Raw genomic sequence first — 26,997 nt, 5'->3', positions numbered from 1 at the left:
AACCCGCACCTCATCTGGATCGCGCAGGGAGGTGAACCCAATGACGAAACAGAACAAGACCCAACCGCGTAATGTGGCGCAGAAGCTGATCGAGTCCCATCTCGTCTCGGGCAAGATGAAGGCGGGCGAGGAAATCGGTCTCAAGATCGACCAGACCCTGACCCAGGATGCGACCGGCACCCTGGTTATGCTTGAGTTAGAAGCCATGGGCCTGGATCAGGCCAAGACCGAAATCTCGGCACAGTACGTCGACCATAATCTTCTCCAGGTCGACAACCGCAATCCCGACGACCACCTATTCCTCAAGAGCGCCTGCGAAAAGTTCGGCATCTGGTACAGTCCGCCCGGCTCGGGGGTGAGTCATCCAGTGCACATGGAGCGCTTCGGCAAGCCCGGCAGAACGCTGCTGGGCTCGGATAGTCATACCTGCGCGGCCGGTTCGCTGGGCATGCTGGCGATGGGGGCCGGCGGCCTTGCGGTGGCGATGGCCATTTGCGGCGAGCCGTTTTACCTCAATATGCCCAAGACACTGGGCGTGAAGTTGACCGGAAAATTGCCGGACTGGGTCAGCGCCAAGGACGTCATCCTGGAAATGCTGCGCCGCCACGACGTGAAAGGCGGCGCCGGAAAAATCATCGAATACTACGGGCCGGGCCTCAAACACCTTTCCGCCATGGACCGTCATGTCATTGCCAACATGGGCCAGGAGATGGGGCACACGGCCACGGTATTCCCGGCAGACGATGCCGTTCGCGATTTTCTTAAACAGCAGCAGCGCAAGGATGACTTCGAAAAGCTGGAAGCCGATGACGGCGCGACCTATGACGAGTATGAAGAGATCGACCTGAGCACGCTGGAGCCGCTGATCGCGCTTCCTAGCAGCCCCGGCAAGGTCGTGCCCGTGCGCGAGGTGGCGGGCGAACCCATCTATCAGGCCTACATTGGCTCATCCGCCAACCCCGGCTTACGGGATTTCGTGGTACCGGCCATGATGGTGAAGGGGCGTCAAATCCACGATGGCGTGTCTTTCGATATCAACCCGACGTCCCGCCAGGTCCTGGAAAACCTGACCAAGCTCGGTCATCTGACCGACCTGCTCAGCGCTGGCGCGCGACTACACCAGACCGGCTGCAACGGCTGTATCGGTATGGGCCAGGCGCCCGCCACGGATCAAATCAGTCTGCGTACGGTGCCGCGCAACTTTCCCGGGCGGTCCGGCACCGTGGAGGACAAGGTCTGCCTGTGCAGCCCCGAGACGGCAACGGCCTCGGCACTGACGGGCGTGATCACCGATCCGCGGGATCTGGATATGGCCTACCCCGTCTTCGACGGCAGCAAAACGTTTTATGTCGAGGATCGTAATATCCGGCCGCCGGCCCTACATCCGGAGCTGAGCGTGGTACAGAAGGGGCCCAACATCAGTACGCTGCCTCAGTTCGACGGATTACCGGACGAGCTAACCGCACCTGTGCTGCTCAAAGTGGGGGATAACGTTTCCACGGACGAGATCCTACCGGCGGGTTCGAAAATTCTGCCGTTTCGGAGCAACATTCCGGCGATCAGCGAGTTTACCTACACCCGGATCGACGAGTCTTACCCGGAACGTGCCAAGAAGTACCAGGAGCAGGGTTCCGTGATTGTCGGTGGCGACAACTACGGCCAGGGATCGAGCCGCGAGCATGCCGCATTGGCCCCGCGCTATCTCGGCGTGCGCGTCGTTATCGCCAAGAGCTATTCGCGCATACATTGGCAGAACCTGTGCAACTTCGGCATCCTGCCGCTACGCTTTGCCGAGCCGGGGGATTTGGACAGGATTGAGCAGGGCGATGAACTGACGTTTGACGACCTGGCGCAGACACTGGCTTCCGGCGGCAAGATCGCCGCCAAGAACAGCCGTAGCGGCGATAAGTACGCACTTACTCACGATCTCAGCGAACGCCAGATCAAAATGGTACTCAAGGGCGGGCTTCTGAATATGATGCGGGAATCGCTCGTCGCTTGAGAACACATATCACTGAACTACGACACCAGGTGTGGCGTGCGTGATTTGCCTGGAGGAGCCAGGAAAGGCGCTCGCCCGGGTGTCGCAAAAGGATTGATTGTGCCTTATAGATTTGACCACCTAAAAGAAGCCTGCCAGCAGGACTGGCAGTCATACATCGAGCACCGTTTTGTCCGTGAACTCGGGGACGCTACCCTGGCCCCCGAGGCCTTTCGCCATTACCTCAAGCAGGACTACCTGTTTCTGATTCAATTTGCCCGTGCCTTTGCACTTGCAGCCTATAAAAGCCCGACACTGGCCGATCTGAAGCAGGCCAAGGCGGGGCTGCAGGCTATTGTCGACGTCGAGTTGGACCTGCATGTGAGTTATTGCCAGGAGTGGGGGATCAGCGAAGAGACTCTCGCAAGTTTACCCGAAGCCCGCGCCACGCTCGCTTATACCCGGTATGTGCTGGATACGGGCAACCGCGGAGACCTGCTGGACCTTCATGTCGCGCTGGCGCCCTGCATGGTGGGCTACGGGGAAATCGCCAACTGGCTGAACGCGCGTAGCGAGACGGTCCGCGGCGAGAAAAACCCCTACGATGCCTGGATTGCCATGTATGAGAGCGAAGAGTTTCAAGGCGCCATGCAGGCAGAACTTGACTGGCTGAATGGCCAGCTTGCCGATGTCACACCAGCCCGCTTTCAGCAGCTAACCCGGATTTTCAGCGAAGCCACCCGGCTGGAAATCGATTTTTGGGAGATGGGACTTCACCAAAGCGATTAGGCAGACATCCTCCATACCTGACTTTTGGCGTATTTATCGCCTTCCCCCCGCTGGCATACACTTCCGAAGCACTAGACATGATGCTTTGACCTATTGCTGAGTCGCCGTACGCGGGTTTGGCTGCGGCGCTCTCGAGGCGTCGTTGCTTCGTGCAAATTTGCCGACCCGATAGAGGTCGAGCCTGATCGTTGTACAGCGACCTTCATTCTGTTCTCGCCTCTTCAGTTTCAACGCCTTCAAGGAGTAAAGGAATGGCAACCCCCTCGCAGCACGACCTGCGCAAGGATTTCCGTGCATTGCTGGACACCGAGCGGTGTTACTACACCGCGTCGACCTTCGACCCCATGTCCGCCCGAATTGCGGCGGATCTGGGTTTCGAAGTGGGCATTCTCGGTGGTTCGGTGGCTTCACTCCAGGTGTTGGCCGCGCCGGATTTTGCCTTGATTACCCTCAGTGAATTTACCGAGCAGGCCACTCGGATCGGCCGTGTCGCCCGGCTGCCGATCATTGCCGACGCCGATCATGGCTATGGCAACGCGCTGAACGTGATCCGCACCATCACCGAGCTGGAGCGTGCGGGCGTTGCGGCCCTGACCATTGAAGATACGCTGCTTCCCGCCAAGTACGGCCACAAGTCCACCGACCTGATTCCGCTTGACGAAGCCGTGGGCAAACTCGAAGCGGCCCTCGATGCCCGCATCGATCCCGCTATGGCCATCTTCGCCCGTACCAATGCCGGCCAGCTTGGTATCGACGAGGCGGTCGAACGGGTGAAGGCCTACCAGGCCACTGGGGTGGACGGCATCTGCATGGTGGGCATCCGGGACTTCGATCACTTGGAAGATATTAGCGCGCACATCGAGATTCCGATCATTCTGGTCGCCTACGACAATCCGGAACTGAGCGACCGCGATCGGCTGGCCGCCAATGGCGTGCGGGTCGTCGTCAACGGTCACAGCGCCTACTTTGCGGCGATCAAGGCCACCTACGACTGCCTGCGCGAACAGCGCCGCATCGCCGAGGGCACATTGAATGCCTCGGAGCTTTCGGAGCGATACTCGACGCTGGACGAAAACCGGGAGTGGGCGCGGAAGTTTATGGATGTGCGCGAGTAAACCGGGTTTCTTAGCCTCTTCCCTATGGCCAGCGTTGCCGTGTTATTAAAGCCTGTTCAATTGCGCGAAAAAAACTGCCTCCGAAAACCGTGTTGCCGAGTAGTCACCTCGGGAGCCAGAGCCAAAGGCTGAAGGCCAGGGCAGGCTCAAATACAAAAGCTTCGAGGATGACGTAATGAACAAGATGCCTTTTTCACAACAGGGAACATGGCCGAAAAAGACACTGCTTGCACTTTCCATCTCCGGTTTGCTGGTCGGGCTTGCAGGGTGTAACTCCGACGATGACGATGATGACGACGGCATGGCTGGAGGCGGAGGCGGGGCGCCGGAATTCACTCCGGCAACCGTTTACGTGGCCAGCAACAGTTCATCGGGCGATACCAACGTGCGGGTTCGCGATGAGGATCTCGGCCTGTTGAACACTTATACTACCGGCGCCAACGAAGGGGTGCTGGTCAATAAAGCCGGACATCTTGTGCAGGCTGGCGATCTGGGCAACACCGGTAATCTGGTGACCGCCTGCAATGCGGCAACGCGGATGACCGGCGATGCCCGCTATGAGATTGCCGGTGCCAGCACGACCTTTGCCAGCCCCAAGGGTATCGCCGCCATCCCCAGTGAGGGCCTGGTGATCGTGGCCAACAACGGCGCCAGCACGTTGCTGCTGATGGGCGCCACGGCCGCTGGCAACGTCGGGCCGGTGGCGACGGTCGCGCTTAGCGCCAATGCCTGGGATGTGGCTTACGACGAGGCGTCCGACCGCCTGTATGTCGCCCAGGTCGACGGCTCGGTGGCCGTTTTTGACGCCTTCGCCGAGAACCGCGGAGTCGGCGGCGCCAATCGCACCTTTACCATTGTCGATAGCGACGACGAAGCATCGGTGAACCTGCACGGTATTGATTACGATGCCGCCGGCGACCGTTTGGTGGTTGCGGATGTGGGTGAGGCTGGCTCGGCCGATGACGGTAAGCTGTACGTGATCAACAGCGCCAGTACCGCAGACGGCGAGGTGACAGCGGCGACAACCTTCAAAGGCCCTAACACGCGCCTTGGGAACCCGGTCGATCTGCAGTTGGATGGCACGGATGTGCGCATCGCCGAGAAGGCGAATAACGGTGGCGCGGTGCTCGTCTACCAGAATATTTTCGAACGCTCAGGTGGCGATGTGGCGGCGGATCTCGTTCTCGACACGCCCGCGCCGGAGTCCCTGGCGGTTGTTCCGGAGTCAGAGCCGGCGCCTGGCGTAACGGATATTGTCGACCCCGAAACGGCCTACCGGGTGCTGACCACCAGCAATCCGGCGCCGGGTTCCGCCACCTCCGGTCAGTTGTTTACTAACGCTCGCACGCTAGCCTCGGCACCTGAGTTAGCCTTCGATTCCGAACTGGCCAGTGCCGAGACGGTAACGCTGGACCGGGACGGCAATGCCTACATCACCTTTGACGATGGCACCACCGACAATAGCGGTATAGCCGTGATCGGAGCATTGGGCGCCCGGGACAATTTTGATGCAAACCGGGATCGCATTATCACCGGCTCGAATACGCGTCTGATGTCGCCGAAAGGCATTGAAATGGCCGACGATCTAGGTCTGATGATTGTTGCAGAGCAGGGCGGCGCGGAAGTGCTGGTCTTCAGTGCTTGCGCAAGCGGCAACGCTGCGCCGACCGTGGTCAGCACGGGCAACATCGCGCCCTGGGACAGTGACTACGATCCTGCAGGGGACACGCTTTACGTCGCTCTGACCAATGGCACGGTCGCCGCCTATGATGATTTCTCCCAGGATATGGGTGAGGGCGGCTCGGATCGCCTTATCATTCCGGCCTCTGCGGGCACGGCATTCGCAGCGCCGACCAATCTTCACGGTATCCGTTACGACCAGTCGTCGGATACGTTGATCGTTGCCGATGTTGGGTCCGGGGCTGCCGATAACGATGGCTCGTTGATGACGATTCCGTCCGCTTCGAGCGCCACAGGCCTGACCGATGTTGGCAAGCGGGTCGCGAATCCGGGCGATGGCACCGACCTCACCGGCCTGGGCAATCCCGTTGACATCGCGTTTGATGGTCAGGACCTGTATGTGGCCGAAAAGATCAATGGCCAGATCCAGGTCTGGAGAAACTTCCTGACCGATGCTGCGTTGATGGGCAACGTGGCACCAAGCGACACCATTGGGGCTACGGCGCCTGAATCCATTGTGCTGATGCCGGAATAAGTCGGCTGCCGCAATAAAGAATGCCCGGGTTTTTACCCGGGCATTTTTTTGAGCGACGTTTTTCAGAGATAGTGTCTGACGAGTGGCGGCCTTCAACGGCACACTGTGGACTAAAGCGGCACCGCCCGCCCGATATATTCGATGGGGCCCGTGGGCCGCCCGATCGGTGAGCCTGCTTCGTCTTCCAGCGTAATCTCGAAGAGCTGGTTTTCCTCCAGGGGCGGTAAGTCATCCAGGTTGACCGTCAGGCGCTGTCCCGGTTTGACCAGTCCCAGGGAGACCGGACCGTTCCAGTCATCCGCTTTGGTCCAGAACTCCAGGGCTTTGCCTTGGGGAACTTCAAAGCTGCCCAGGGCCTGAAGGGTCAGGGTCCGGCGGTCGCTGGCTTTGACCACCCAGCCGGGGGCGTGGCCATCCGGTGTCGCCAACACCACCATGTAGGTTGGCTGCGTTTGCTGTAGCGAGAGCATCAGCCCCAGCAAAAGGGCGACAGCAAAGCCGGTGGCGGCCAGTCCACGCCATAGGTTCAAGCTGCGCCACCACCCTTCCAGGGTGGACGGTTCGGCCTGCGAGGCGTTTGTTCGAGCCTGGCCCGTGTCCATGCTTTCGCTGATCCGTTGCCAGACCCGGGATGGCACCGGCATCGGCTCGATAAGATCGCATAGCGGCACCAGCCTGTCCTCCCAGTAGGCCACCAGCTCAGCCAATTCGGTGTCTGTTTTGAGGCGCTCGGTGACTGCGCGGCGCTCGGTCTCCAACAGCGTGCCCAGTACATATTCGCCCGCCAGCTCAAAGAGCGGCGCGTCGTCGATTTCGTCTATCATCCCAGGCACTCCCGTAAAGCCAGCAGGCCGCGCTTGATCCATGACTTCACACTGCCCAGCGGCGCGCCGAGCAGATCGCTGATCTCGCTTTGGGTATAGCCGTTGACGTAGGCGTGGTAGATACACGACCGGCGCTCGGGCTCCAGCGCCATGATGCAGTCCTGTATCCGGCTGTCGCCCATGCCCCAATGCGTCGAGTTTATTCTCTCGTACCAGCCGCTATCACGGGTATCCGGGATGTCTTCGGCCGGCTGACTCTGTGTAATGTGACGCTTGGAAAAGCGGATAGAATCGAGCGCCAGATGCCTGGCTATCGCGTAGATCCAGCTGCGGCCATTGCCCCGCGTGGCGTCGAACGTGTGCGCTTTCTGCCAGATCTTCAGAAATAGATCGTGGATCAGGTCTTCCGCGGTCGCGCGATCTCTTACAATATTGAAAACCACCCCCATCAGCCGATTGCCCTCTTCAATGTACAGTTCTCGCAATGCGCCCTTTTGGCGGTCGGCGCAGGCGCGTAGGCAGGCTTCATAATCAAAGCTATCCATTGCTATCGACACACGTTCCCCGTCAAAGCATTCCATGGCCTTTCCGACCAGAGGTTGATTCGTTCCGCACATGCAGGTTGGCGACTGCAGCGAAGGTGCGAGCCCGGTGGTAATACGTTCGATCTTAGCATTCGGAGGCGGTGCCGGGTGGATTTTGGATGATGGCAGTCAAACCCATCGCTTCTCTACGCAGTTGAGACTTGTCAGGTATCACGGTGACAATGGGTTGCTTTCGGCCTGTATGGCCGAATTCATCGACGGCGAATACCGCCAAGGAGCCCGATATGACTGAGACCCGACAGCAGGACCGTCCCCATGCCATTTCAATCGAGCCGAGCACCCACCGGGTGACCGTGGTCGTCGCCGGTTTGGTGATCGCCGACTCGGCCAATGCCAAGGTGTTGCATGAGAAAGGGCTGGATGACGTGCTCTATATCCCGCGCAAGGATGTGGTGATGACAGAGTTACGGCAGACGGAGCACTCCACCCACTGCCCGTTTAAAGGCGATGCCACGTACTTCAGTATTCCGGCCGGAGGGGAGCGATCGGAGAACGCCGCCTGGTCTTACGAGTCGCCACTGTCCGGGGCCGAGGCGATCTCGAGCCACCTGGCGTTCTATCCGGATCGGGTGACACGTATCGAAACAGCGCCGCTCTGAAGCCTCGAAGCGGAGAGTCGGCTCCGTTACGCTAAAAGAATGGCAAGCTCAGCGTAATTCTTTGGTTCCGGTGGCTTTGCTAGGGTGTTAGTAAAGCGGTTTGTCGGGAATGGCGACAGAACTAAAGGGCTGTCATGCTATCTATGGACTTTTCGTCTGTGGGACCATTGCATAAGGGAGTAACGTTATGACGCTTCATCTGGAATTAGCGCCGCTGCTGACCCTCGGCGCTGGCGTGGCGATCCTGTTCTTTCCGCGCCTGCTCAACTACATCGTCGCAGCTTACCTGATCGTGTTGGGTGTTCTGGGGTTGCTGGGGCAGGGCTTCTGATCGAGTACGATGAGTACGAGATGAATGGTGAAAACCGCCACGGAGTGCTTCAGTGGCGGTTTCTTTAGCGTTCGTGATTTTCCCTGCTAGACCCCGTGCGGGCGCGGCGTGTCATGAAGTTATGTCCCGATCGTACTCATCTCCTCGCATTTGTGACCGTGCAGTTCCAGGCCCTCGCGTAGCTCGTCGGCCAGCAGCGGATGGTCGATCAGGTACTGGGCGGTTTCCGGTGTCCACTCGTCCTGTGCCTGCTTTACGATGCCGTCCCATTCTTCCAGCGTGTAATCGCCCCGGCCCAGCCAGAGCAAAGCGACCACTTGCTGTTGCTGATCGGGTTCGAGGTCTTTGACGATGGTCTCGAACTCCAGGTAACTGGTGTCGTCGCCGTGATCGGCCAGCATTTCCTGAGTCCAGTCATCGCCGGCATTGCCGCCTTCTTCGGGCATGCCAGCCTGCTCGCGCGCATGATAACTTTGGGCCAGCTCAATCAGCCGGCATACGGTTTCCGGGTTCACCTGCAACATAAGCGTTCCTCTAACCATCGGTTCCTTGATCGTTCTTATTTCTGTGGGTCCCGGCGAACGAGATTTCAACTGTCATGTTTTTATATATAGGCTGGGGAAGATTCTTGAGACCTGTCGTGGAGACGTCGAATGCTGAAGGAACTAACCTTGCACAACCGGGCGAACCAAGTCATACAAGCGATCACGGACAACAACCAGTCGCTGGACGAGGTGGCGCGCAAGCGCAAGTTCGCCGCCATGGCGGAGTCGCCCTATCGCTTCTTCCGGGGGACCAGCCATCTATTCTGGCAGGACATGTACAACGATTGGCGCTTTGTGCTCTTCGGTGGCGTTGCCTCGACCCAGACCTGGATTCAAGGCGATGCCCACGTCTATAACTTTGGCGCCTTTGCCAATCATGACGGCGAGGTGATCTACGGCCTGGACGATTTCGACGATGCCATCGTCAGCGACTACCAATACGATCTGTGGCGGCTGGCTATCAGCCTGGTGCTGGACAGCCGGGCAAACGGCGAGTTCGATGCTGCGGAGATCGGCAAGGGCATCAAAGCGCTGGCCGAAGCCTATCTGGAAACGGCGGCTCACTATGAGCCGGAAGACCTCGACAGTGAAATCCACTTTACGGCAGAGACGGCCGACAAACCGCTGAAGGCGTTTCTAAAAAAGGTCGCCAAGAAGAAAGACCGTCAGCGGATGCTGAACAAATGGACCCGGGTGCAGAAGAACGGTAAACGCGTGTTCGACGCCACCAACCCCAAGCTCAAGCGCCTTTCACCCCAGGCGAAAAAGCAGTTCATGGTGGCGTTCGACGCGTACCGCGAGACGCTGGATGGCGGCGAATCGGAATTTTTCCGCGTCAAGGACGTGGTGCGCCGCATCAAGGCGGGTACCGGCTCGCTGGGTACGCCGCGGTTTTATGCCCTGATTGAAGGGCCGGGCGGCGAGGAGCACGACGATCTAATCCTCGACATCAAGCAGCAGGATGGTCCGTCGGCCCTGACGGCCATGTCGCAGGAAGAGCGTGAGGCCTACAACCAGACCTACGAAAACGAAGGCACCCGCCACGCCCGCGCCTTTCGGGCTCTGGCGGAGCATCCCGACCGTTACCTGGGCTGGCTGAAGATGGATGGCGCCGTGTTCTCGGTGCGTGAGCGTTCACCGTTCAAGGACGACTTTGCTACCGACAAGCTGGATAAAAAGAAAGATCTCAAGAAGATGGCGGGCCTCTGGGGCCAGATCCTGGCCACTGAACACAAGCGCGCTAGCCGCACCCTGAATCCCGATGTGCCGTTTCTGTTCGAACAAGGTATTCAGGCCAAGACCGAGGACCGGAAAGACGATTTCGTGCGCTTGGTCACAGCCATCGCCGAGGATTATGCGGACTGTGTGGAGGGCGATTACCGCTGTTTCCTGGAGAACTTCGGTCTCGCTTGAAGAGCGGTAACCCGGGCCAGCGGGGGCTGGCCCGGAGAATGGCAGGTTATAACTGATAGGCGACCGACGTCGTCTTCTGAGCACTTTTCAGGGGTTCTCCACGGGTTTCCCACGGGTTTCGGTCCACCGGTTTCGGACCACGGGTTCCGGAACCGCTCTACTTAAGACATTTAATCTTATGCTCCCGGCGCGCCTGCCTTACTGTGATATGGTCAGATGGAATCCCAAGTTCATGGATGCCTTGGATGCGTTTCAGGATTACTCACCAGCGAATCACCGTCGCCCTCCAACTGGTGCTTCTCGGCCAGGCGCTATTCGCGTTATGGGAAAGGCAGTGGGTGACGGCCGGCTTCACGCTGCTGATCATCGGTATCACCTTCTTCCCCGTCGTGCTTGAACGCCGGTTCCGAATTTTTGTTCCGCCGCAGATGCAGTTGCTGGCCATTGCTTTCGTTTTCGCTGCCTTGTTTTTGGGTGAGGTGCGCGATTATTACACGCGCTTTTGGTGGTGGGACATCGTGTTGCACACCAGCTCCGGATTTTTATTGGGGATTGTTGGTTTCCTGCTGGTGCATATCCTGAACGAAACCGACCGGGTCGATGTTCACTTGCGGGCGGGCTTCGTCGCTTTTTTTGCGTTCCTGTTTGCTCTGGGCTTCGGTGCGATCTGGGAAATCTTCGAGTTCACCATGGATCAGGTTTTTGGCATGAATATGCAGAAGCCGATGCTAGGCGACCCGTCTGGCCTCACCGACACCATGTGGGACCTGATTGTCGATACCATCGGCGCCCTGGTGATTTCCATCCTGGGCTGGCACTACCTGAAGCACGGACGCCGGGTGTCGTTCCTGGAGCGCTGGATCAATGCGTTTATTGAGCGGAATCCGCGGTTTTTTGGGGGCTCCTGAAGCGTATCAGGACGATATACCCCGCCGATGCCGGGCTTCGAAATCCTCCAGTTCCACGTTGATCGCGTCGGTGGAAATGATGATCTCGTAGAGCGAGTACAGCAGTGACAGGGATAGCAGGATAAGGCTGGCACCGAAACAGATGACGCCGAAAACGTTGGCGCCGAGGAAAAGACCGAACATGGACACCGTGCATATCAGAAAGCTCAGTACACCGGTGGCCTGCATGCGTTTGATCAGCACGATGCGCTTGCGCAGGGTGCCGAGCTGACGGGCGATAATGCTCTGGTCTCGTTCGCTTTCCATCTGTTTGAGCTGGCGGATCAATTGGGCCAGCACCAGAAACCGGTTGGTATAAGCGAGCAGTAGAAGGGAGATGGCGGGGAAGAGCAGAGCTGGCGTGGTCAGATTCAATGGAGCGTCCTTTCCGTGACGGCGACAGAGAGCCGGATGGTTGAAGTCTTTCAATCCTATCCCACGGATAGCCGCAGAGGAAAACGTCCGAGTGCACTAACCCTTTAAGCGCATGAGCTTTACCCATAAAGTATGAGGTACAAAGGACGCAGAAAATGAAGTCGCGCCTGGATTAGTTGTTCTAATCACCTGGAGGCGACCATGGCAACCGAGACCGCAAGCGAACTTGATCAACTTCAAAAAGCGCTGATCCCTCTCCATAACTGTGCTAACGACTACGATCCGTTGTTGCGAATGTGTAAGAACAGATCGCTGATCCTCATGGGCGAGGCTACCCACGGTACCCATGAGTTCTACGAAACCCGGGTCGAAATCACCAAGCGCCTGATTCTCGATCAGGGTTTGCAGGCGGTCGCTGTCGAAGCGGATTGGCCAGCGGCGTATCGCGTGAACCGTTATGTTAACGGAATCGGCAAAGACACGACCGCACAGGCGGCTTTGGCGGATTTTAAGCGTTTTCCCCTGTGGATGTGGCGTAATACCGTTATTCTGGAGTTTGTCGACTGGTTGCGTGAATACAACCAAAGCCAGCCGGCAGAGCTGCGTGTCGGCTTTTACGGGCTCGACATGTACAGCCTCTACGAATCCATCGGCGCGGTGCTCGAGTATCTGGACCGCGTCGATCCGGAAGCGGCCGAGGAAGCGCGACGCCAATACGGCTGTCTGGATCATCTTTCCAGCGAACAGCGCTATGGTTTCGGTGTCACCATGGGACGGCGTCCATCCTGCGAGAAGGAAGTGGTCGATCAACTGGTCCGGCTCCGAGAGAATGCGCCCAACTACGTGCGCGAAGATGGCATGCTGGCCCGGGACGAACTGTTCCAGGCCGAACAGAATGCCCGTTTGGTGCGCAATGCAGAGCACTACTACCGGGCCATGTTCGGTGATCGCATCAGCACCTGGAACCTACGGGACCGGCATATGAGCGACACGCTGGAGGCCTTGCAGAAGCATCTTTCCCAGCGTTCGGGCAAGCCGGCCAGAATCGCCGTCTGGGAGCACAACTCCCACCTTGGCGATGCCCGCGCGACCCAGATGGGTGACCGTGACGAATTCAACGTCGGCCAGCTCGCCCGCGAACGGGCCGGAGACGATGCCTTGCTTGTCGGCTTCACGACGCATAGTGGTTCAGTTTCCGCAGCATCCGCGTGGGATGGACCGGTCGAACGCAAAGCGGTCAGGCCGGCCTTGCCAGAGAGCTATGAAGGCCTCTTCCACGAAATGGAAGCTAACGACTTTTTCCTGGAGCTTGGGAGCGCCTCGCCGGAGGTTCTCCATGCACCGCGCCTGGAAAGGGCGATTGGCGTGCTTTATCTGCCCCGGACCGAACGCCAAAGCCACTACTTCCGTTGCCGCTTGCCCGAACAGTTCGATGCCGTCTTCCATTTTGACCGCACGCGAGCGCTTCAACCGATGGACAATGTATCGGAGTGGAGCGACGCCAATCCCGAGACTTATCCGTTTGGGGTGTAGCTCGACCTGACGCCGGATTCGGCTTTTATTGGGCGCGATGGCAACCGAGTGCGCAATCGTCTGGCGCTCGGTTCCTATGCGGAGTGATTGACGACATAAAAGTCAATAGATTGTTAATTCTCTTAAGTTTTCCCTCGCCTTGCCGACTTATGTTGTATGTTCAAATAGTCGGTTCGTTTAAAAGCATTCTATGACATTCGCGCTTTGTCTGATTGGTCTTTAATCGGCCATTCCCAATGCTTTAAAGCGTCGCGAGTATCCGCGTAACAATGATTGAGGTAGCCATGTTCGGTTGGTGGTCACGTCTTAGCATCCGCTGGAAACTACAGTTCACCTTTTTCGCCGTCACCATGGCGACGACGCTTTATAACCGTTTTATCGAAATGCTGAATCTGCAATCGATGCTGGCTCTGGCTGAGCGAGAGGGCGTCAGCGAAGAGATAATGGCCGTGCTGCATCAGCACTACGACGATGTCAAGGTGACCGCCATCTGGGAGTCGGCGCTGGAGTTCGTGGTCCAGTTCGGGCTTATCGCTATCCTCGCTGCATTCATGGTGCGCCCCATCATGGCGTTGATCCGTTCCCTCCGATCGGTGGAGAAGGGGGATTTGACCCATCCGGTCGAAGTGACATCGCAGGACGAAATCGGGCAGGTGCAGCGCCAGTTCAACGATATGCTTACGCGGCTTAACAAGTTGATTGCCAGTATCCACGACTCCTCGGTTCACATGGGGCAATCCGCCTATCAGATTGCCGCGGTCTCCCGTGAAATCGAGCAGATCAGCCGCGCCCAGGAAGCCCGTTCGACGGAGGTCACCGAAGCGACCAATGCATTGCACCATGCCTCCGAGCAGGTCCGCGACTTGAGCGGCAGCACCCTGGAAAAGGCACTGGAAACCGAGGCCAGGGGACGGGAAGGCGTCGATTCGGTACAGCAGACCATCCAAAAGATGCAGGTCATTGGTGACGGGGTCAGCAAGGCCTCCAGCGAAGTGGGCGAGCTGCAGGCTGAGGCCGATACCATCGGAGAAATCGTCGGCGCTATCCGCTCGATATCGGAGCAGACCAATTTGCTGGCGCTTAACGCGGCGATCGAGGCGGCCCGGGCAGGCGACAGTGGGCGTGGCTTTGCGGTGGTTGCCGACGAGGTGCGGGCTCTGGCGGCGCGGACCGGACAATCTGCCGAGGAAGTCGCCCGAATCGTGGAAGCGCTGATCAAGCGGGTGGAAGCGGTGTCCAAGGTTATGGACGGTGTGGTGACCGATATGAATGAGAACCGCGAGCGCTCCGAGCACACCATCGGCATTATCGAGGCCATGGGCGAAGACATCACCAAGACGACGGAACTCAACCAGCGCATCAGCCAGGCTTCTACCGAGCAGCTCGAGGGTTTGGCGCAGGTCAACGATACCCTTTCCACACTCTTCAGTACGTTACAGGAAAATTCGCAGAAGATTGGAAATACGGCCAATATCGGTGACGCCCTGTTCAACCTAACCAATCGCCTGCAAAGTCAGCTTACCGGCATGAAATACGACGAGACCCTGAGCGAGAATGCCAGCGCGCCGGTTGATGGCGAAGAACGCCGCAATGCCCAGCGGGTAAGCGGCCACTTGCTGGTCACGATTTGGCACAAGGAGTCCCAGTACGAAGGGCTGTCGCAGGACATCAGCATGACCGGCCTGAATTTGCTGGCCAAGCAACGGTTCGGCGAAGGAGATCGGCTGCGGTTGCAGATCCAGATGCCCAGTGACGATATTCACGACTTCACCCGTCAGCGGATCGTCGAGGTTCGGGGGCAGGTGGTCTGGCGCCGGGACCAGGATAACCGCCATCGCTACGGTATCGAATTTGCGGACCAGACCGCTGCGGAGCGCAAGCAACTGGAGCAATGCGTGGCCTTCTTCCGCAAGGAACGCAAGGCGGACCGCGCCGCTTAAGGCGCGGATACCGCCTGGCTCGCATGGTTATGCGATGCACCGCCATGGTTGCCCACTCTCCTCAGACCTCCTCGCCCTGCCGCGACAGCGCGACCGAGCGCGAGCCCTTGGTCGCCATTATCGAGTCGTGACCCGGCAGTTGCACGGCAATCGCCGGCTCTTCCGCGTGCCAGTCGGCCTCCCATTCGACTGTGGGGGCCTCTTCTGGATGTGGGGTGATAGTGACGGACACCGTGCCGAAACGGGTTGGCGCGGGTCCGAAGCTGGTGGCCTTGGGCTGATCCAGCCAGCGCTGGGGAATGCCCGAGCACAACACCAATCGCTCGCCTTCCTCGCGGATAAAACAGTTGCGGACCATCAGCACCCATTCTGCCGAAGCCCACACATGGTGGCCGTCGCCCATGCAGCCGCCGCCGGTGCCGGGGTGAATGGCTTCGGGCCATTGGCCGGTCGAGGACGCCAGCTCGGCGACCGCATCCATTAAATCGATATAGCGCGGGTCGCCCGCTCGCAGCAGCACCTGGGCCACGTGAAGTGTCAGGTAGGCGTTAAGGCCCGAGTGGATCATGTCCTGATAGAAAGCGCCTTTGACGAAGCAGCGCTCGATCAGAAAATCGGCCAGATCGAGCAGGCGCGGATCGTCCGGATCGCAAAGCTGCGTGGGATAGCCCAGCGCCAGGGAGCCTATCGCCCCCGCGTCCAGACGGCGATAGGGCGACGCCGGTAACGCCAGACGGCCCAGACGTTGCTGGCATTTCTCCAGGCAGCGGTCCACAGCGTGGGTGAAGTTGTTGGCCTCTTGGGCCATCTCGCGGCTTTCCTCGTCACTGAATTCGGCCAGCATTTCGCTGGCGGCCTCCAACCCCGCAATGCCCCAGAAATCGTCCCAGAAATAGTAATCGTTGGGTCCGAGATGCTCGGCGCTAAAGCCCGCCGGCAACAAGCCGGCATGAGGTGCGTCGAGTGTGTCCTTGAGACGCTTGCGCGCGATCCACCGGGCGCCGCGCTTGATCGGGCCGTGCCATTCGGGACCGGGTTTGGTGCCGGTCAGGTGGAAGTAGCGCTGCAGAATCCAGAGCACTTGGCCGTTGGAGTCCCATTCCCCCTCTTGAGAACGAAAGTAGCCCATCGTCGTCTGCCGGGCGGGGAAACGATCCAGCGCCCGTTCTGCACGGCGAGTCAGGCCGATACCCAGCAGCGCGTTGATGATGAATGCCGCGTCCCGGAACCAGAAACGTTTGTAAGTGAACGGGCCGGGGTAGACATCGTCCGGCGAGTGCAGGATCAGCGACACCACGGCGGCGTCGTAGAGGAACTGGTAACGCGGATCGGGGCAGACCAACCTGGCGTGGGTCTCGCGTTCCTCTCTCCAAGCCTCGGGCGAGTCGAGCGTCGCCCGTTTATCCGATAGCGGGATGCTGGCGATAATTTCCGTCGTCTCGCCGGGTTTGACGGTAAACAACGCAGCGGCCGTGACCATGCCCACGTCGCAAACAGCGTCGGTCTGGTCATCCCGGTCCTGCAAGTGGATATGGACGTCGCCTTGTTTGTAGTCGGATACATGGTGGCGGTCAGCCGGACGGCTGAACATCACAGACTTGTGTCCGTCGACGGTCCAGGCATCCCGTTGCTCGGAAATCCTGGCTTTGTGAATGAAGCTGATGCCCTCGGGGTTACTCGGGCGCAGGGATAGGACCAGCGAGCTTTCGCTATCGCTGCGCGCCCGCAGACTCATCTTGCACACGGGTATGCCTTGTTCCAGCTCCACCCAACTGCGAGTGGTCAGTTTCAGGCCGTCCATCGACGTATCGGTGGTGACGCTCACACCGTCACGCAGTTCCTGCCGTTGCTGGGCTTCAGGCACCCGTGACGGCAGCAGACAACGTCCGTCGTTGGCCATGAGCCAACCGTCCAGCGACCAGCCGTCGAAAAACGGCGTCAGCAGGCCGCGCGGGTCGACAATGGGTAGCTCGTCCACATCAGGATGGCCCACGGCGGTCCAGTTGCGGTGACTGAGGTTGATGTGGGTGATGGAAAAGGCGCGGGGAATAAACGACGGGTCGACCGGGTCGAACTGCTTCTCGATCCAGTAGGGCCAGAGCCAGTCCAGGTTATGCTGAACGACACGGCTGTTGATCAGGCCCCGGGCATGGAATACCACGCCCGCCCGCAGGAGTTCGATGGGCTCGCCGACCTCCGATGGCTGAGCGAAACCATGCAAGCGGGATAGCAACGCAATCGGGTCCAGGAAACCGTGCTTGCGTGCCACGTGACGAACCACAAAGCGCCAGGGCAGCCATTTCATCCAGCTCACGATACATCCTCCACGATTTCATCTTTACCGGTGTATTTGGCCAGCGCTCGGCGGGCGAGTCGATTCAGAAAAATCACGGCGATAACCGTGCCTACAAACCCGGCACCGTAAATGGCCCATTCCAGCGGTGAGCGACCGGTTTCGCGCACGCCCAGGGTGGTCAGGTCGGCGGCGAGAGAGCCCAGGTAGACATTGTGCAGGGAAAAGGGAATAAAGCCGATGGTACTCCCTACCACGAACCCGCCCAGGGAAAAATGAGTCAGCCCGAAGAAGTAGTTGGAGATCTTGCTGGGGAAGAAGGGGATCAGCCGTGTCAGTAGTACGATCTTCCAGCCGTGGGGCGTTAGCTCGTCGCTCATCAATTTGAGCTTGGCCCGGGCCATGATGAATTCTTTGGCCCGCTCGCCAAACAGGTGACGGGCGATGAGGAAGGACGCCGCAGCACCGAGCACCGTGCCGCCGACCACATAGACCGTACCTTCGAGGACGCCGAAGACGAAACCGGCGCCCGTGGTGAACAACACGCCGGGCAGCAGCAAAACCATCACCAGCATCATGATCACGATAAATAGCACCGGCGCCCATGCACCTTGTGCTTCGAACCATTGCAAGAGCTCGACCACACGCTCGTGGATGCCCAAGGCATAAAGTACGGCGAGAATCGCGCCGACCAGTACAATGCTCGCCAGAATGCCCAGTACGGGCGATTTCTTCCAGCCTGCGCGTCGTTCCAGTTCAGCCTGTTCCATTGAATACAGCGTTCCTCGATGGGTTTGGGCCCAGGCTTTATGCCTTCGGGCCGGTTAGTTCGTCTCCTCTACAATGAGCGTAGTTCAATTTATCAGTCGGAAAACCCGCCCAAAGGTTCCTTTGGGCGGGGTAGTACAGTCGGACGGCGTAGTACGGTTGGGCCGGGACAGTACGGTTGGGCCGGGACAGTACGGTTGGCCGGGACAGTACAGTCAGTTTGCCCGGCAATAAAACACCGAAAACAGCGACTGGGGATCGGACCAATCGGCGTCCACACTGAAGCCGGTCTCCTGTGCCAGATGACTGAAATGCGCATCGGTATACTTGTAGGAGTTCTCCGAGTGAATGGTTTCGCCAGCGTGGAAGTCAATCGTCTGGCCCGCACAGTGTACGGACTGGTCCCGCAGACTTTCCAGGTGCATTTCGATGCGGCGGGCTTCGGTGTTATAGAACGCCTTATGGCGAAAGGCATCGGTATCGAAGTTGGCTGGCAGGATGCGGTTGAGATGGGTTAACGCGTTGAGATTGAATGCCGCGGTGACCCCGGCCTGGTCGTTGTATGCCGCATTAAGGATGCCGGTGTCTTTGTGCCGGTCGACGCCGATCAGCAGGCCGCCGTCGTCACCCACCAAGTGACGCACTGCACGCAAGAAATCGCGCGCGGTGGCCGGATCGAAGTTGCCCAGAGTCGAACCGGGGAAGAAGGCGACCCGTCGCGCGCTGCTTTCTTCCAGCGCCAGGGCGTCGAGCTGAGAGAAGTCGGCGCAGATGGCCTGGATCTCCAGGTCTGGAAAGTCCCTGGCGACCGCGTTAGCCGAGCTCAACAAGAACTCCGAGGAGATATCCATCGCCACATAGCGCGACGGATTCAGGGCATCGAGCAGCAAGCGCACCTTTTCGCAGCTGCCGCAGCCAGGCTCGATGAGCATGGCGCCTGCGCCGAGATGGTCGGCGATTTCCGACGCCTTGTTCTTCAGCACCATTCGCTCGGCGCGGGTGGGGTAGTACTCCGGTTGCTCGGTGATGGCCTCGAACAGCTGAGAGCCGCGTTCATCGTAGAAAAACTTGGGGCTGAGCGTTTTCTGTGTCTGCCCCAAGCCTTCAAGCACTTCGGCGACAACGTCCTGTTGACCCGGGTGCATGTTGACGTAATCGAGTTTTGTGCGCAGTACTTTGGCGGATCCGGCCATGTTTTTACCCTTTCCTTAGTGAGAATCCCCAGCGAGAACCCCGAATAAGAAAGCCCAATGAGCCCCTAACGAGCGTCCCTGGCGAGCCTGACGCCGCTGAACTGCCAGCGATCCGGCGGATAGAAGAAGTTGCGATAACTGGCGCGAACCTGACGTGGGTCCGTCACGCACGAACCGCCGCGTAGCACCAGCTGGTTGCACATAAACTTGCCGTTGTACTCGCCAATGGCGCCTTCCGCCGGCCGGTAGCCGGGGTAGGGTGCATAGGCGCTGCTGGTCCACTGCCAGATGCTGCCGAACAACGTATCGGGGTCCGCGCTTTCGGGGTGATATAGACCGCTGTCGACAAAATGTCCCTTGACGGGCTGGCGCTGGGCAACCGATTCCCACTCGAATTCCGTCGGCAGGCGGGCGTCGAACCAGCGCGCAATGGCATCGGCCTCGTAGGCACTGAGGTGACAAGCGATACCATAGGGGTTGAGCGGTTTCAGACCGTGCAGGGTGAACTCGAACCACTCGCCGTCCTGTTGACGCCAATAGAGCGGATGCTGCCATTGCTCCTGCTGCACTTTGCCCCAGCCATCGGCAAGCCAAAGCGCCGGCTGCTGGTAGCCACCGTCCTCGATGAAGGCGAGCACGTCGGCATTGGTCACCGGCCGATTAGCCAGTTCGAACGGTTCCAGGAAAACCCGGTGCCGCGGGGTTTCGTTGTCAAAGCAAAAGCTGCTATCGGCGTCCGCGCCCATCTTGAGGATGCCGCCTTCCTGGGCCGTCCAAGCCAGCGCAAGTGGGCGGGTGGGTTCCTCATGCCCGGGTGCATCGACATAGACCGGGCAAAGCGGATTGAGCGCCAGATTGTATTTCAGGTCGGTGAAGAACAGTTCCTGGTGCTGCATCTCATGCTGCAGGCCCAGCTCCGTTCGAGTGACTATCGTATTCAGATCGCCTGTATTCAGGCCGCCGTCGCCGGATTCAAGCAGCCGTATCATGGCATCGTCGATGGCGTGGCGGTAGTCGTAAACGTCGGCCACCGTCGGGCGCGACAACAGGCCGCGTTGCGACCGGGGAAATTGCGCGCCGATGCCGTTGTAGTAGGAATTAAACAGGTATTCGAATTGGGGGTTGGGCGATTGATAGCCCGGCATGAAGGGTTTGAGGATGAATGTTTCGAAGAACCAGCTGGTGTGGGCCAAGTGCCATTTAGCGGGGCTGGTTTCCGCTACGGCCTGGAGCCCGTAGTCCTCGATTTCCAGGGGCGCGCAGTAGTCTTCGAAGCGCTGGCGCACGTCCCGGTACATGTTACGGATGTGTTCGAGTGGTGCTAGCTCGTCCACGTCCCGGCCGGCGAGCTTACCGAATCCAATCATGGTGCTCTCTCCTTGCTCTGTAGCGTGTCTCCATAAACCAAGTGGCCATCGGCCAGACGGCCAATGGCCCTTCCGTTACAGCAACGACTCGGCTGAACTCCTGACTGCCGGGGATTGCAGGAATGCTAAGGTTCCCTAAGCATTTTTAACCGATAATGCATCCAAGTCGCTGCTTTTAGACTACTACAATTAAAGCACTGGATTGCAAATGAACTCTTGGTAGGGCACGCGCGTTTTGAGCTTGAGACGTCGTCGACCGACCATTTACGCTAAGAGGTAACGTTCCATATTGCCACCGAACGGGTTCTTGACGGGCGGCGTGAGCTGGGGAGGTGAAATAGGTCGAATGCTGCGTTGGATGGTTTGTTCGCTATGCGTGCTTTGGGTCACCCATGCCCAGTCTCAGGTTGCGACTGTGGAATGGCGTTCACCGGAGTTTCCACCCTTTTTTCTTGAGATGGCGGCCGGCCAATACGGTGTTATGGACCGTCTTCACTTAGAGGTGATCGCAGCGCTGCCGGATTACCGGCACCGATTTCGAACGTCGAACTACGCGCGTTTGCTGTACGACATGAAGCAAGGTCGGCAGATGTGTTCCCATGCGCTGATCAAAGTACCGGGGCGTACCCCTTACGTGGCGTACTCCCGGCCGGTGCTGCCGATGCTGCCGCCGGGCTTGGTCGTCAGAGCGGGCAGCGAAGAGAAGTTGAAATCCTTTATCGATGCAAACGGCGAATTAAGTCTCGCTCGGGTGATGGATGAATCGTCGATTCGCTTGGGGTTTGTGCGCGGAAGAAGCTACGGCGAGGAGGTCGATCGAATCGTCAGAGCTCGCTATGCGCCGGAAGGCATAACGACGCGGCTTATTGCCTCGCGTAACAGCCCGCTGTTGCTCCAGATGCTGAAAGCGAAGCGCGTGGATGCGGTGCTGGCGTATTCTTCCGAGGCTGGCCATTTTACCCACGGCGAGGGTGCCGCCGAGATATGGGGAGATCGGGGGGCGCCGGACCTTGGCTTCCTGCCGCTGTCCGAACAACCGGATTACATCAACGACTACTATGGCTGTACCGAAGGCGACTGGGGCCGGGAAATCATTGCCGAGGTCAACCGAGTACTCGAGCGTGAGGATATCCAGAAGTTAGCGGTCGACCTTTATACCGGCACGTTGCTGCCCGATAGCGTGTCGCATTTTCAGACGATTTATCAGCTTTATCGTCGGCAAGAGGGAGAAAGGGGCGGTGGCCCGAGCAAGTAAGATTAACGTTTACCGGCAAGGGCTGTTCTGGAAACAGCAGCGACATGCCCTAAGTTACTGACGCCGCTGTCACAAAAAGCGCATCAAGCGGGATGAAACTGAAATTAAACGTTCTCAAGATCTTGTTTAAGTTAAGGACTTGGGAAACGGTTGTCGCGTAAGGTCCGGGGAATAACACTCGTTTTCCTAGGGACCCCTATGACACGTGTTTTATCCCTTGTAGGTCATTCTGACGAAAGTCGCCTGATCGAGGCGACGCTCGCCAGCCATGATGTCACCGCCGATCCGGCGGAACTGCACCACGCTGGCGGGTTAGATCTGGTCATTGTCGACCGAGAGGCCCTGCAGGCCTGGCGGGAGGAGATCGGCATACTGCGGTCCCGCGAGGCGCCGGCGGCCATGCCGGTCCTGTTGATGCTGCCCGCGCGGGAACTGGATGCGTCCATGGGAATGATCGGCCAGCAGATCGATGACGTCATGGTCCAGCCCTTTCAGCCCGCCGAGCTTCTCGCCCGGGTCAACAACCTGCTGCGGGTGCGCGAGCTATCGGTCAGTCTGCGCGAGCGTGTTGCTCAGAGCGACAGTGAACTCCGCGTCCTGGGCCGGGCGTTCTCTTTGTTTGCCGCGTGTAACGAACTCATTCTGCGCGCTGACAGCGAGGACGAATTGCTCAATAGCACGCTCGACGAGCTGGTGAGCAATCGTGGATTCCGTTTTGCCTGGGTCGGGCTGGCCAAGCACGATGAATGCAAGAGCATCGACGTCCTTGCCCAGAGTGGCACGGCTGGCAACTACCTTACGCATGTTTCTCCCACCTGGGGCGAAGGGCCGGAGGGTGACGGCCCCGCCGGCCGGGCCATCCGCAATCACCAGGCTCAAGTCTGCGACGATATGGCGAGCGCTCCTAATATCGCGCCCTGGCGGGATATGGTGCAAGAGTATGGCTTTGGCTCCTGCCTGGTGCTGCCCTGCCGCTTCGACAAGACGCGGGACGGTATTCTGGTGCTCTACTCGGAGATGCGGCATGCCTTCACGGCCGAGGAAATCGAGCTGATGGGGCGGCTGAGCGAAAATATAGCCTTTGGCTTGCAGGCCTTGCGTGATCGCGAAGCTTTACGCCAGGCGAAACACAGTGCTGAACTGCGGGCGTATCGAGACGTGCTCACGGGGCTGCCGAATCGACAGTGGATCCATGAACAGCTGGCGACTCTGGGCGCCCAGGCGGATCGTCATGGGCGTTACGCGGCGGTGTTGTTCGTCGATCTGGACGGCTTCAAGCGCATCAACGACAGCATGGGGCACGAAGTCGGTGACCGGTTGCTGCGTAAAGTGGCCCGGCGTCTACAGGGGCTGGTACGCGAAGAGGATTTCGTATCGCGTCAGGGGGGCGATGAATTCGTGATCCTGATGCCTTTCGAGAAGCTGGACACGGGCCTCGAATACAACGAGGAAAGCCAGCACACGTATTTGACCGGCGCAGCCAGCCAGGTTGCGGAGCGGATCGTTAGCGGCATGCGTAAACCGTTCACCGATGGCCACAACGAGCACTATCTTGGCGCCAGTGTCGGTATCAGCCTGTTTCCTCGCGACACCAAGGAAGCGATGGCGTTGCCGGGCTTGGCGGATCAGGCCATGTACGAGGTCAAGAGCCAGGGTGGCAATGGCTATCAGTTCTACAATGCCCAATTGTCGGCTGAACATTCCAGTCTCGTAGCGTTGGAGCAAGACTTGTATGAAGCGGTGCAGCAGCAGGATTTCGAGCTGCACTATCAGCCGGTGGTCGATCTCGAAACCGGCGATGTGCACTCGGTGGAAGCCCTGCTGCGGTGGCCTCAGCCCGATGGCAGCACGGTGGCGCCGAAGGCCTTTCTGCCGATGCTGGAAGAAACCGGGCTGATTATCCGTGTGGGTGAGTGGGCGCTTCGCAAGGCTTGCGAGGATTTGCGCAAAGCACGAGAGCATTTGCCAGACTTGCGTTTGTCGCTAAACCTGTCGGTCCGTCAGCTTTGGCAACCGTCGCTACCCGCGCGTATCGCCGACATGGTGCGCCAGGCCGGTCTGCCACCGGAAGCGGTGGAATTGGAGGTGACCGAGGCGGCCATGATGAGTGACATCGCTCGCATGGAGAAGGTCCTTCAGGAACTGCAGCAGCGCGGTTTCGCGCTCACCATCGACGATTATGGCACCGGCTATTCGTCCATTTCACGGCTACTGGCTCTCCCGGTATCCACCCTCAAGCTGGACGGCTCGTTCCTGCGAGCGACCGAAGACACGCCCAGCGCCACGTCGATGATTTCGGCGATTGCGGATATGACGCCCAAGCTTCAGCTCAGGCTTGTCATAGAGGGGGTGGAAAATAACCGGCAGCGAGACCTGCTGACTCGGCTGGGATGTAGCCTGGGGCAGGGCTATTTATTCACCCACCCCATGCCGTTCGACGGACTCATGGCGTACTTAAAAAAACCACTAACGCTGGAAACGCCGGTTTAAGGTCCCTCTAATGCCTTAGTGGTTCGCCACCAGGTTCAAATCTGAAATGTTCGCACCGCCAGCCCCGTCGATGCGCCCCTGCATCTGACGGGCCTGCTGCAACATGGGTTCAATGTTCTCTTCCAGATAAGTGCCGTCGAAGCCGGCCACTTCGCGCAGTCCGGCAACGTTCAAGAGCTTAATGTTGCCGTTGATCTGTCCGACAAGCTTTTCTTCCCGCAACTCCTTGAAGACACGGTTGACATGCACGGCGCTCAAACCCAGCGCGTCGGCAAGGATGGTTTGGGTTAAAGGCAACTGGAGGTGATTGGTGACATCGATGTTGGTCTTTTCCAGCCGCTTGGAAATTTCCAGCAGGAAATGAGCAAGCTTCTGTCGGGCGGAACGGCGGCCCAGGTTCACGAGGCGCTCAAGGAGAATCGCCTGGTCCGCTGCCGAGATCATGAAGAAAATACTGCACAGCAGCAGAGATTCCGCAAAGACCTCTGTTAGGCGGGATTTAGGAAAGGCGCAGAGCACGGCGTCGGACATCACCATAAGCCCGGTGATGCGTTTATTGAAGGCAAACTCCCGCAGGCCGACGACATCGCCGGGAACGTATACATCGAGTATCTGACGGCTGCCGTCTTCCATGTTGCGGTAGGAGTAGGCCCAACCCTGACTGACGGTATAGAAGTGGTTGGAAGGCTCTCCCTGTAGCCAGACCGACGTATTTTTGCGGTACTCCTTAGGGCTCTTTTCCAGGGAGTCGAGCAACACCTTGTCATCGTCGGTCAACGGTGAGTAATGCTCGAAATGTTTGATAATGCAGCTCGATTTCATTGCGTTCCCCTCCAGGCCCGTGCCAGTGGCGTGTCGTTATTATGGTTGCTAAAAGCGAAGTAGGACGATCTTATCGCTAACGAAACGGGCCGCTGGTCTCGTTGCGGGACGTACTAAGTGATACCTGACTCAAGAATAACACCCTGACCTTTGCCTTGTATCAAAAGTCTACGATCAACATGCCGGCAACAGGCCGCGATGCGGATACTTTCTCTTGTGTAGTTGGTAATACGGCGCTTTATTTGCTCCAATCGATGCATCATTTCCCCAAAAGCAATGTGATGGACCACATGACGCTATTCGAGATCGTTGCCATCCTGCTGAGCCTTTCGGCCCTGTTCAGCTACATCAATGCCCGTTTTATCGGCTTGCTCACCAGTATCGCCGTCATGGCGTTCTCGCTGTTGTTTTCGCTGGTTCTGGTGGGACTCAACCACCTGGGTATCCATGATTTGACCGATTGGGCCGAGCAGCTCGTAGGGCAGGCCGACCTGGGCAGAACACTGCTCGACGGTTTGCTGAGTTTCCTGCTGTTCGCCGGCGCCTTGCACGTCAATCTGGACGACTTGGCAGAGCAAAAATGGCTGGTGGCCTTGCTGGCCTCCCTGGGCGTTGTGTTGACGACGTTTCTGGTCGGGGGCGCTCTGTGGTTTGTGCTGGACTGGCTCGGCCTGTCGTTGCCCTTCATCTACTGCCTGCTGTTCGGCGCGGTAGTGGCACCCACCGATCCCGTCGCGGTTCTGGCGATCCTGAAATCGGTCGATGCACCCGATAGCCTGTCGACCAAGATTGCCGGTGAGTCGCTGTTCAACGATGGCGTCGCGGTGGTGGTTTTTCTGGGCATTCTCGGCATCGCCCAGGGTGAACGGGAAGCGACTTTCTCCAGCATTGGGTTACTGTTTCTGGAGGAGGCCGTGGGCGGCCTGGTGCTGGGTTTCCTACTCGGTTACATCGGCTACCGGTTACTGCGGCAACTGGATAATTATCAGGTCGAGATTCTCGTAACCGTAGCTTTGGTCGCCGGCGGGTATGCGTTGGCCAACCGGCTGCATATGTCGGGTCCATTGGCGGTGGTTGTCGCCGGGCTGATGCTGGGCAATCACGGGCGTAAATTCGCCATGTCGGAGAAGACCGAAGCGCAGCTGGATACGTTCTGGGAGTTGGTCGACGAACTGCTCAACGCCGTCTTGTTCTTGTTGATGGGGCTGGAGCTGCTGATCCTGAATTTCGAGTTGCCCATCCTATGGGCCGGGCTGGCGGCGATTCCACTGGCGCTGCTGTCGCGGCTGGTGGCGGTGGGCATACCGGTTATGGCACTTAGGCCATTCAGGGAGTTCAATCCCAATTCTATTCGTGCGATGACCTGGGGCGGGCTCAAAGGCGGTATTTCCGTCGCATTGGCGCTCTCACTGCCATCCGGGCCGGAACGGGATTTGATCCTGCCGATGGCCTACGTCGTGGTGGTTTTTTCGATTCTGGTGCAGGGATTAACCCTCAAGCGGGTGATGGGTTCCGGTCATCGTAAAACGCCCTAGTGCACTAGCCCAGGCGAAGTGACGTTCTCGAACCTTCGAGGGCATCGCGCCTTAAACCGAAT

At 58.7% G+C, this 26,997-nt stretch carries 22 protein-coding genes; 13 read left to right on the top strand and 9 right to left on the bottom strand.

Features of this window, described 5'->3' with window-relative positions:
• The first annotated feature begins 40 nt into the window (after positions 1-40).
• The 4 genes from FXO11_RS14980 (at position 41) to FXO11_RS14965 (ending at position 6,100) form a co-directional block, all read left to right on the top strand.
• Positions 41-2,002, top strand: coding sequence for an aconitate hydratase (locus FXO11_RS14980; RefSeq protein ID WP_148863733.1), 1,962 nt, complete (start codon positions 41-43; stop codon positions 2,000-2,002).
• A 99-nt stretch (positions 2,003-2,101) separates the two neighbouring features.
• On the top strand, positions 2,102-2,770 hold the full coding sequence (tenA, locus tag FXO11_RS14975) for a thiaminase II (protein ID WP_148863732.1): 669 nt from the start codon (positions 2,102-2,104) through the stop codon (positions 2,768-2,770).
• A 251-nt stretch (positions 2,771-3,021) separates the two neighbouring features.
• Positions 3,022-3,885 (top strand): isocitrate lyase/PEP mutase family protein, encoded by an 864-nt coding sequence (locus tag FXO11_RS14970; RefSeq protein WP_148863731.1) that lies wholly within the window; start codon positions 3,022-3,024, stop codon positions 3,883-3,885.
• 175 nt (positions 3,886-4,060) lie between these two features.
• A complete protein-coding gene (locus FXO11_RS14965) occupies positions 4,061-6,100 on the top strand; it encodes an NHL repeat-containing protein (RefSeq protein WP_148863730.1) in 2,040 nt (679 codons plus the stop codon).
• A gap of 110 nt (positions 6,101-6,210) precedes the next feature.
• On the opposite strand, the gene FXO11_RS14960 is transcribed toward FXO11_RS14965, so the two are convergent.
• On the bottom strand, positions 6,211-6,924 hold the full coding sequence (locus FXO11_RS14960; protein ID WP_148863729.1) for an anti-sigma factor: 714 nt from the start codon (positions 6,922-6,924) through the stop codon (positions 6,211-6,213).
• Positions 6,921-7,469, bottom strand: coding sequence for a sigma-70 family RNA polymerase sigma factor (locus FXO11_RS14955; protein WP_148863728.1), 549 nt, complete (start codon positions 7,467-7,469; stop codon positions 6,921-6,923). Before FXO11_RS14955 ends, FXO11_RS14960 begins: the two co-directional genes overlap by 4 nt.
• Before the next feature lie 284 nt (positions 7,470-7,753).
• On the opposite strand from FXO11_RS14955, the gene FXO11_RS14950 reads away from it, so the two are divergent.
• The gene (locus tag FXO11_RS14950) at positions 7,754-8,128 is read left to right on the top strand and encodes a DUF427 domain-containing protein (protein WP_148863727.1); all 375 of its coding nucleotides are present in this window, start codon (positions 7,754-7,756) and stop codon (positions 8,126-8,128) included.
• A 187-nt stretch (positions 8,129-8,315) separates the two neighbouring features.
• Positions 8,316-8,459 (top strand): DUF3096 domain-containing protein, encoded by a 144-nt coding sequence (locus FXO11_RS14945; RefSeq protein WP_148863726.1) that lies wholly within the window; start codon positions 8,316-8,318, stop codon positions 8,457-8,459.
• Between the two features lie 119 nt (positions 8,460-8,578).
• On the opposite strand, the gene FXO11_RS14940 is transcribed toward FXO11_RS14945, so the two are convergent.
• On the bottom strand, positions 8,579-8,983 hold the full coding sequence (locus FXO11_RS14940; protein WP_148863725.1) for a DUF3775 domain-containing protein: 405 nt from the start codon (positions 8,981-8,983) through the stop codon (positions 8,579-8,581).
• Between the two features lie 129 nt (positions 8,984-9,112).
• On the opposite strand from FXO11_RS14940, the gene FXO11_RS14935 reads away from it, so the two are divergent.
• The gene (locus tag FXO11_RS14935; RefSeq protein ID WP_148863724.1) at positions 9,113-10,417 is read left to right on the top strand and encodes a DUF2252 domain-containing protein; all 1,305 of its coding nucleotides are present in this window, start codon (positions 9,113-9,115) and stop codon (positions 10,415-10,417) included.
• A gap of 245 nt (positions 10,418-10,662) precedes the next feature.
• Positions 10,663-11,325 (top strand): hypothetical protein, encoded by a 663-nt coding sequence (locus FXO11_RS14930; RefSeq protein WP_148863723.1) that lies wholly within the window; start codon positions 10,663-10,665, stop codon positions 11,323-11,325.
• Positions 11,326-11,331: 6 nt separating this feature from the next.
• On the opposite strand, the gene FXO11_RS14925 is transcribed toward FXO11_RS14930, so the two are convergent.
• The gene (locus tag FXO11_RS14925; protein WP_148863722.1) at positions 11,332-11,739 is read right to left on the bottom strand and encodes a DUF2721 domain-containing protein; all 408 of its coding nucleotides are present in this window, start codon (positions 11,737-11,739) and stop codon (positions 11,332-11,334) included.
• Positions 11,740-11,940: 201 nt separating this feature from the next.
• Here FXO11_RS14925 and FXO11_RS14920 point away from each other — a divergent pair, with 201 nt between their 5' ends.
• Both FXO11_RS14920 and FXO11_RS14915 read left to right on the top strand, forming a co-directional pair.
• Entirely contained in the window at positions 11,941-13,272 is a 1,332-nt protein-coding gene (locus FXO11_RS14920; RefSeq protein WP_148863721.1) for an erythromycin esterase family protein, read from the top strand.
• Between the two features lie 269 nt (positions 13,273-13,541).
• Positions 13,542-15,212 (top strand): methyl-accepting chemotaxis protein, encoded by a 1,671-nt coding sequence (locus tag FXO11_RS14915; protein ID WP_148863720.1) that lies wholly within the window; start codon positions 13,542-13,544, stop codon positions 15,210-15,212.
• A 61-nt stretch (positions 15,213-15,273) separates the two neighbouring features.
• Here FXO11_RS14915 and FXO11_RS14910 read toward each other — a convergent pair whose 3' ends face one another.
• The 4 genes from FXO11_RS14910 to egtB all read right to left on the bottom strand — a co-directional run bounded on the left by FXO11_RS14910 (position 15,274) and on the right by egtB (position 20,833).
• On the bottom strand, positions 15,274-17,517 hold the full coding sequence (locus FXO11_RS14910) for a hypothetical protein (protein ID WP_264766232.1): 2,244 nt from the start codon (positions 17,515-17,517) through the stop codon (positions 15,274-15,276).
• A gap of 5 nt (positions 17,518-17,522) precedes the next feature.
• Entirely contained in the window at positions 17,523-18,275 is a 753-nt protein-coding gene (locus FXO11_RS14905) for a TVP38/TMEM64 family protein (RefSeq protein WP_148863718.1), read from the bottom strand.
• 213 nt (positions 18,276-18,488) lie between these two features.
• Complete coding sequence (gene egtD / locus FXO11_RS14900) at positions 18,489-19,466, bottom strand: L-histidine N(alpha)-methyltransferase (RefSeq protein ID WP_148863717.1); 978 nt, start codon at positions 19,464-19,466, stop codon at positions 18,489-18,491.
• 65 nt (positions 19,467-19,531) lie between these two features.
• Positions 19,532-20,833: an ergothioneine biosynthesis protein EgtB gene (gene egtB / locus FXO11_RS14895; protein ID WP_148863716.1), complete on the bottom strand. Its 1,302-nt coding sequence runs from the start codon at positions 20,831-20,833 to the stop codon at positions 19,532-19,534.
• Between the two features lie 346 nt (positions 20,834-21,179).
• On the opposite strand from egtB, the gene FXO11_RS14890 reads away from it, so the two are divergent.
• A complete protein-coding gene (locus FXO11_RS14890; RefSeq protein ID WP_148863715.1) occupies positions 21,180-22,088 on the top strand; it encodes a hypothetical protein in 909 nt (302 codons plus the stop codon).
• Between the two features lie 198 nt (positions 22,089-22,286).
• Positions 22,287-24,578, top strand: a complete 2,292-nt coding sequence (locus tag FXO11_RS14885) for an EAL domain-containing response regulator (protein WP_148863714.1) — start codon at positions 22,287-22,289, stop codon at positions 24,576-24,578.
• Between the two features lie 15 nt (positions 24,579-24,593).
• Here FXO11_RS14885 and FXO11_RS14880 read toward each other — a convergent pair whose 3' ends face one another.
• A complete protein-coding gene (locus tag FXO11_RS14880; protein WP_148863713.1) occupies positions 24,594-25,400 on the bottom strand; it encodes a Crp/Fnr family transcriptional regulator in 807 nt (268 codons plus the stop codon).
• Between the two features lie 290 nt (positions 25,401-25,690).
• On the opposite strand from FXO11_RS14880, the gene FXO11_RS14875 reads away from it, so the two are divergent.
• Positions 25,691-26,935 carry a cation:proton antiporter gene (locus tag FXO11_RS14875; RefSeq protein ID WP_148864938.1) on the top strand — a complete coding sequence of 415 codons (1,245 nt, stop codon included), beginning with the start codon at positions 25,691-25,693 and terminating at the stop codon, positions 26,933-26,935.
• The last annotated feature ends 62 nt before the right edge of the window (positions 26,936-26,997 follow it).

Origin of the sequence: Marinobacter fonticola, assembly GCF_008122265.1 — a bacterium.
GTDB classification, from domain to species: domain Bacteria; phylum Pseudomonadota; class Gammaproteobacteria; order Pseudomonadales; family Oleiphilaceae; genus Marinobacter_A; species Marinobacter_A fonticola.
This window is presented reverse-complemented; position numbering and strand designations above follow the sequence as displayed.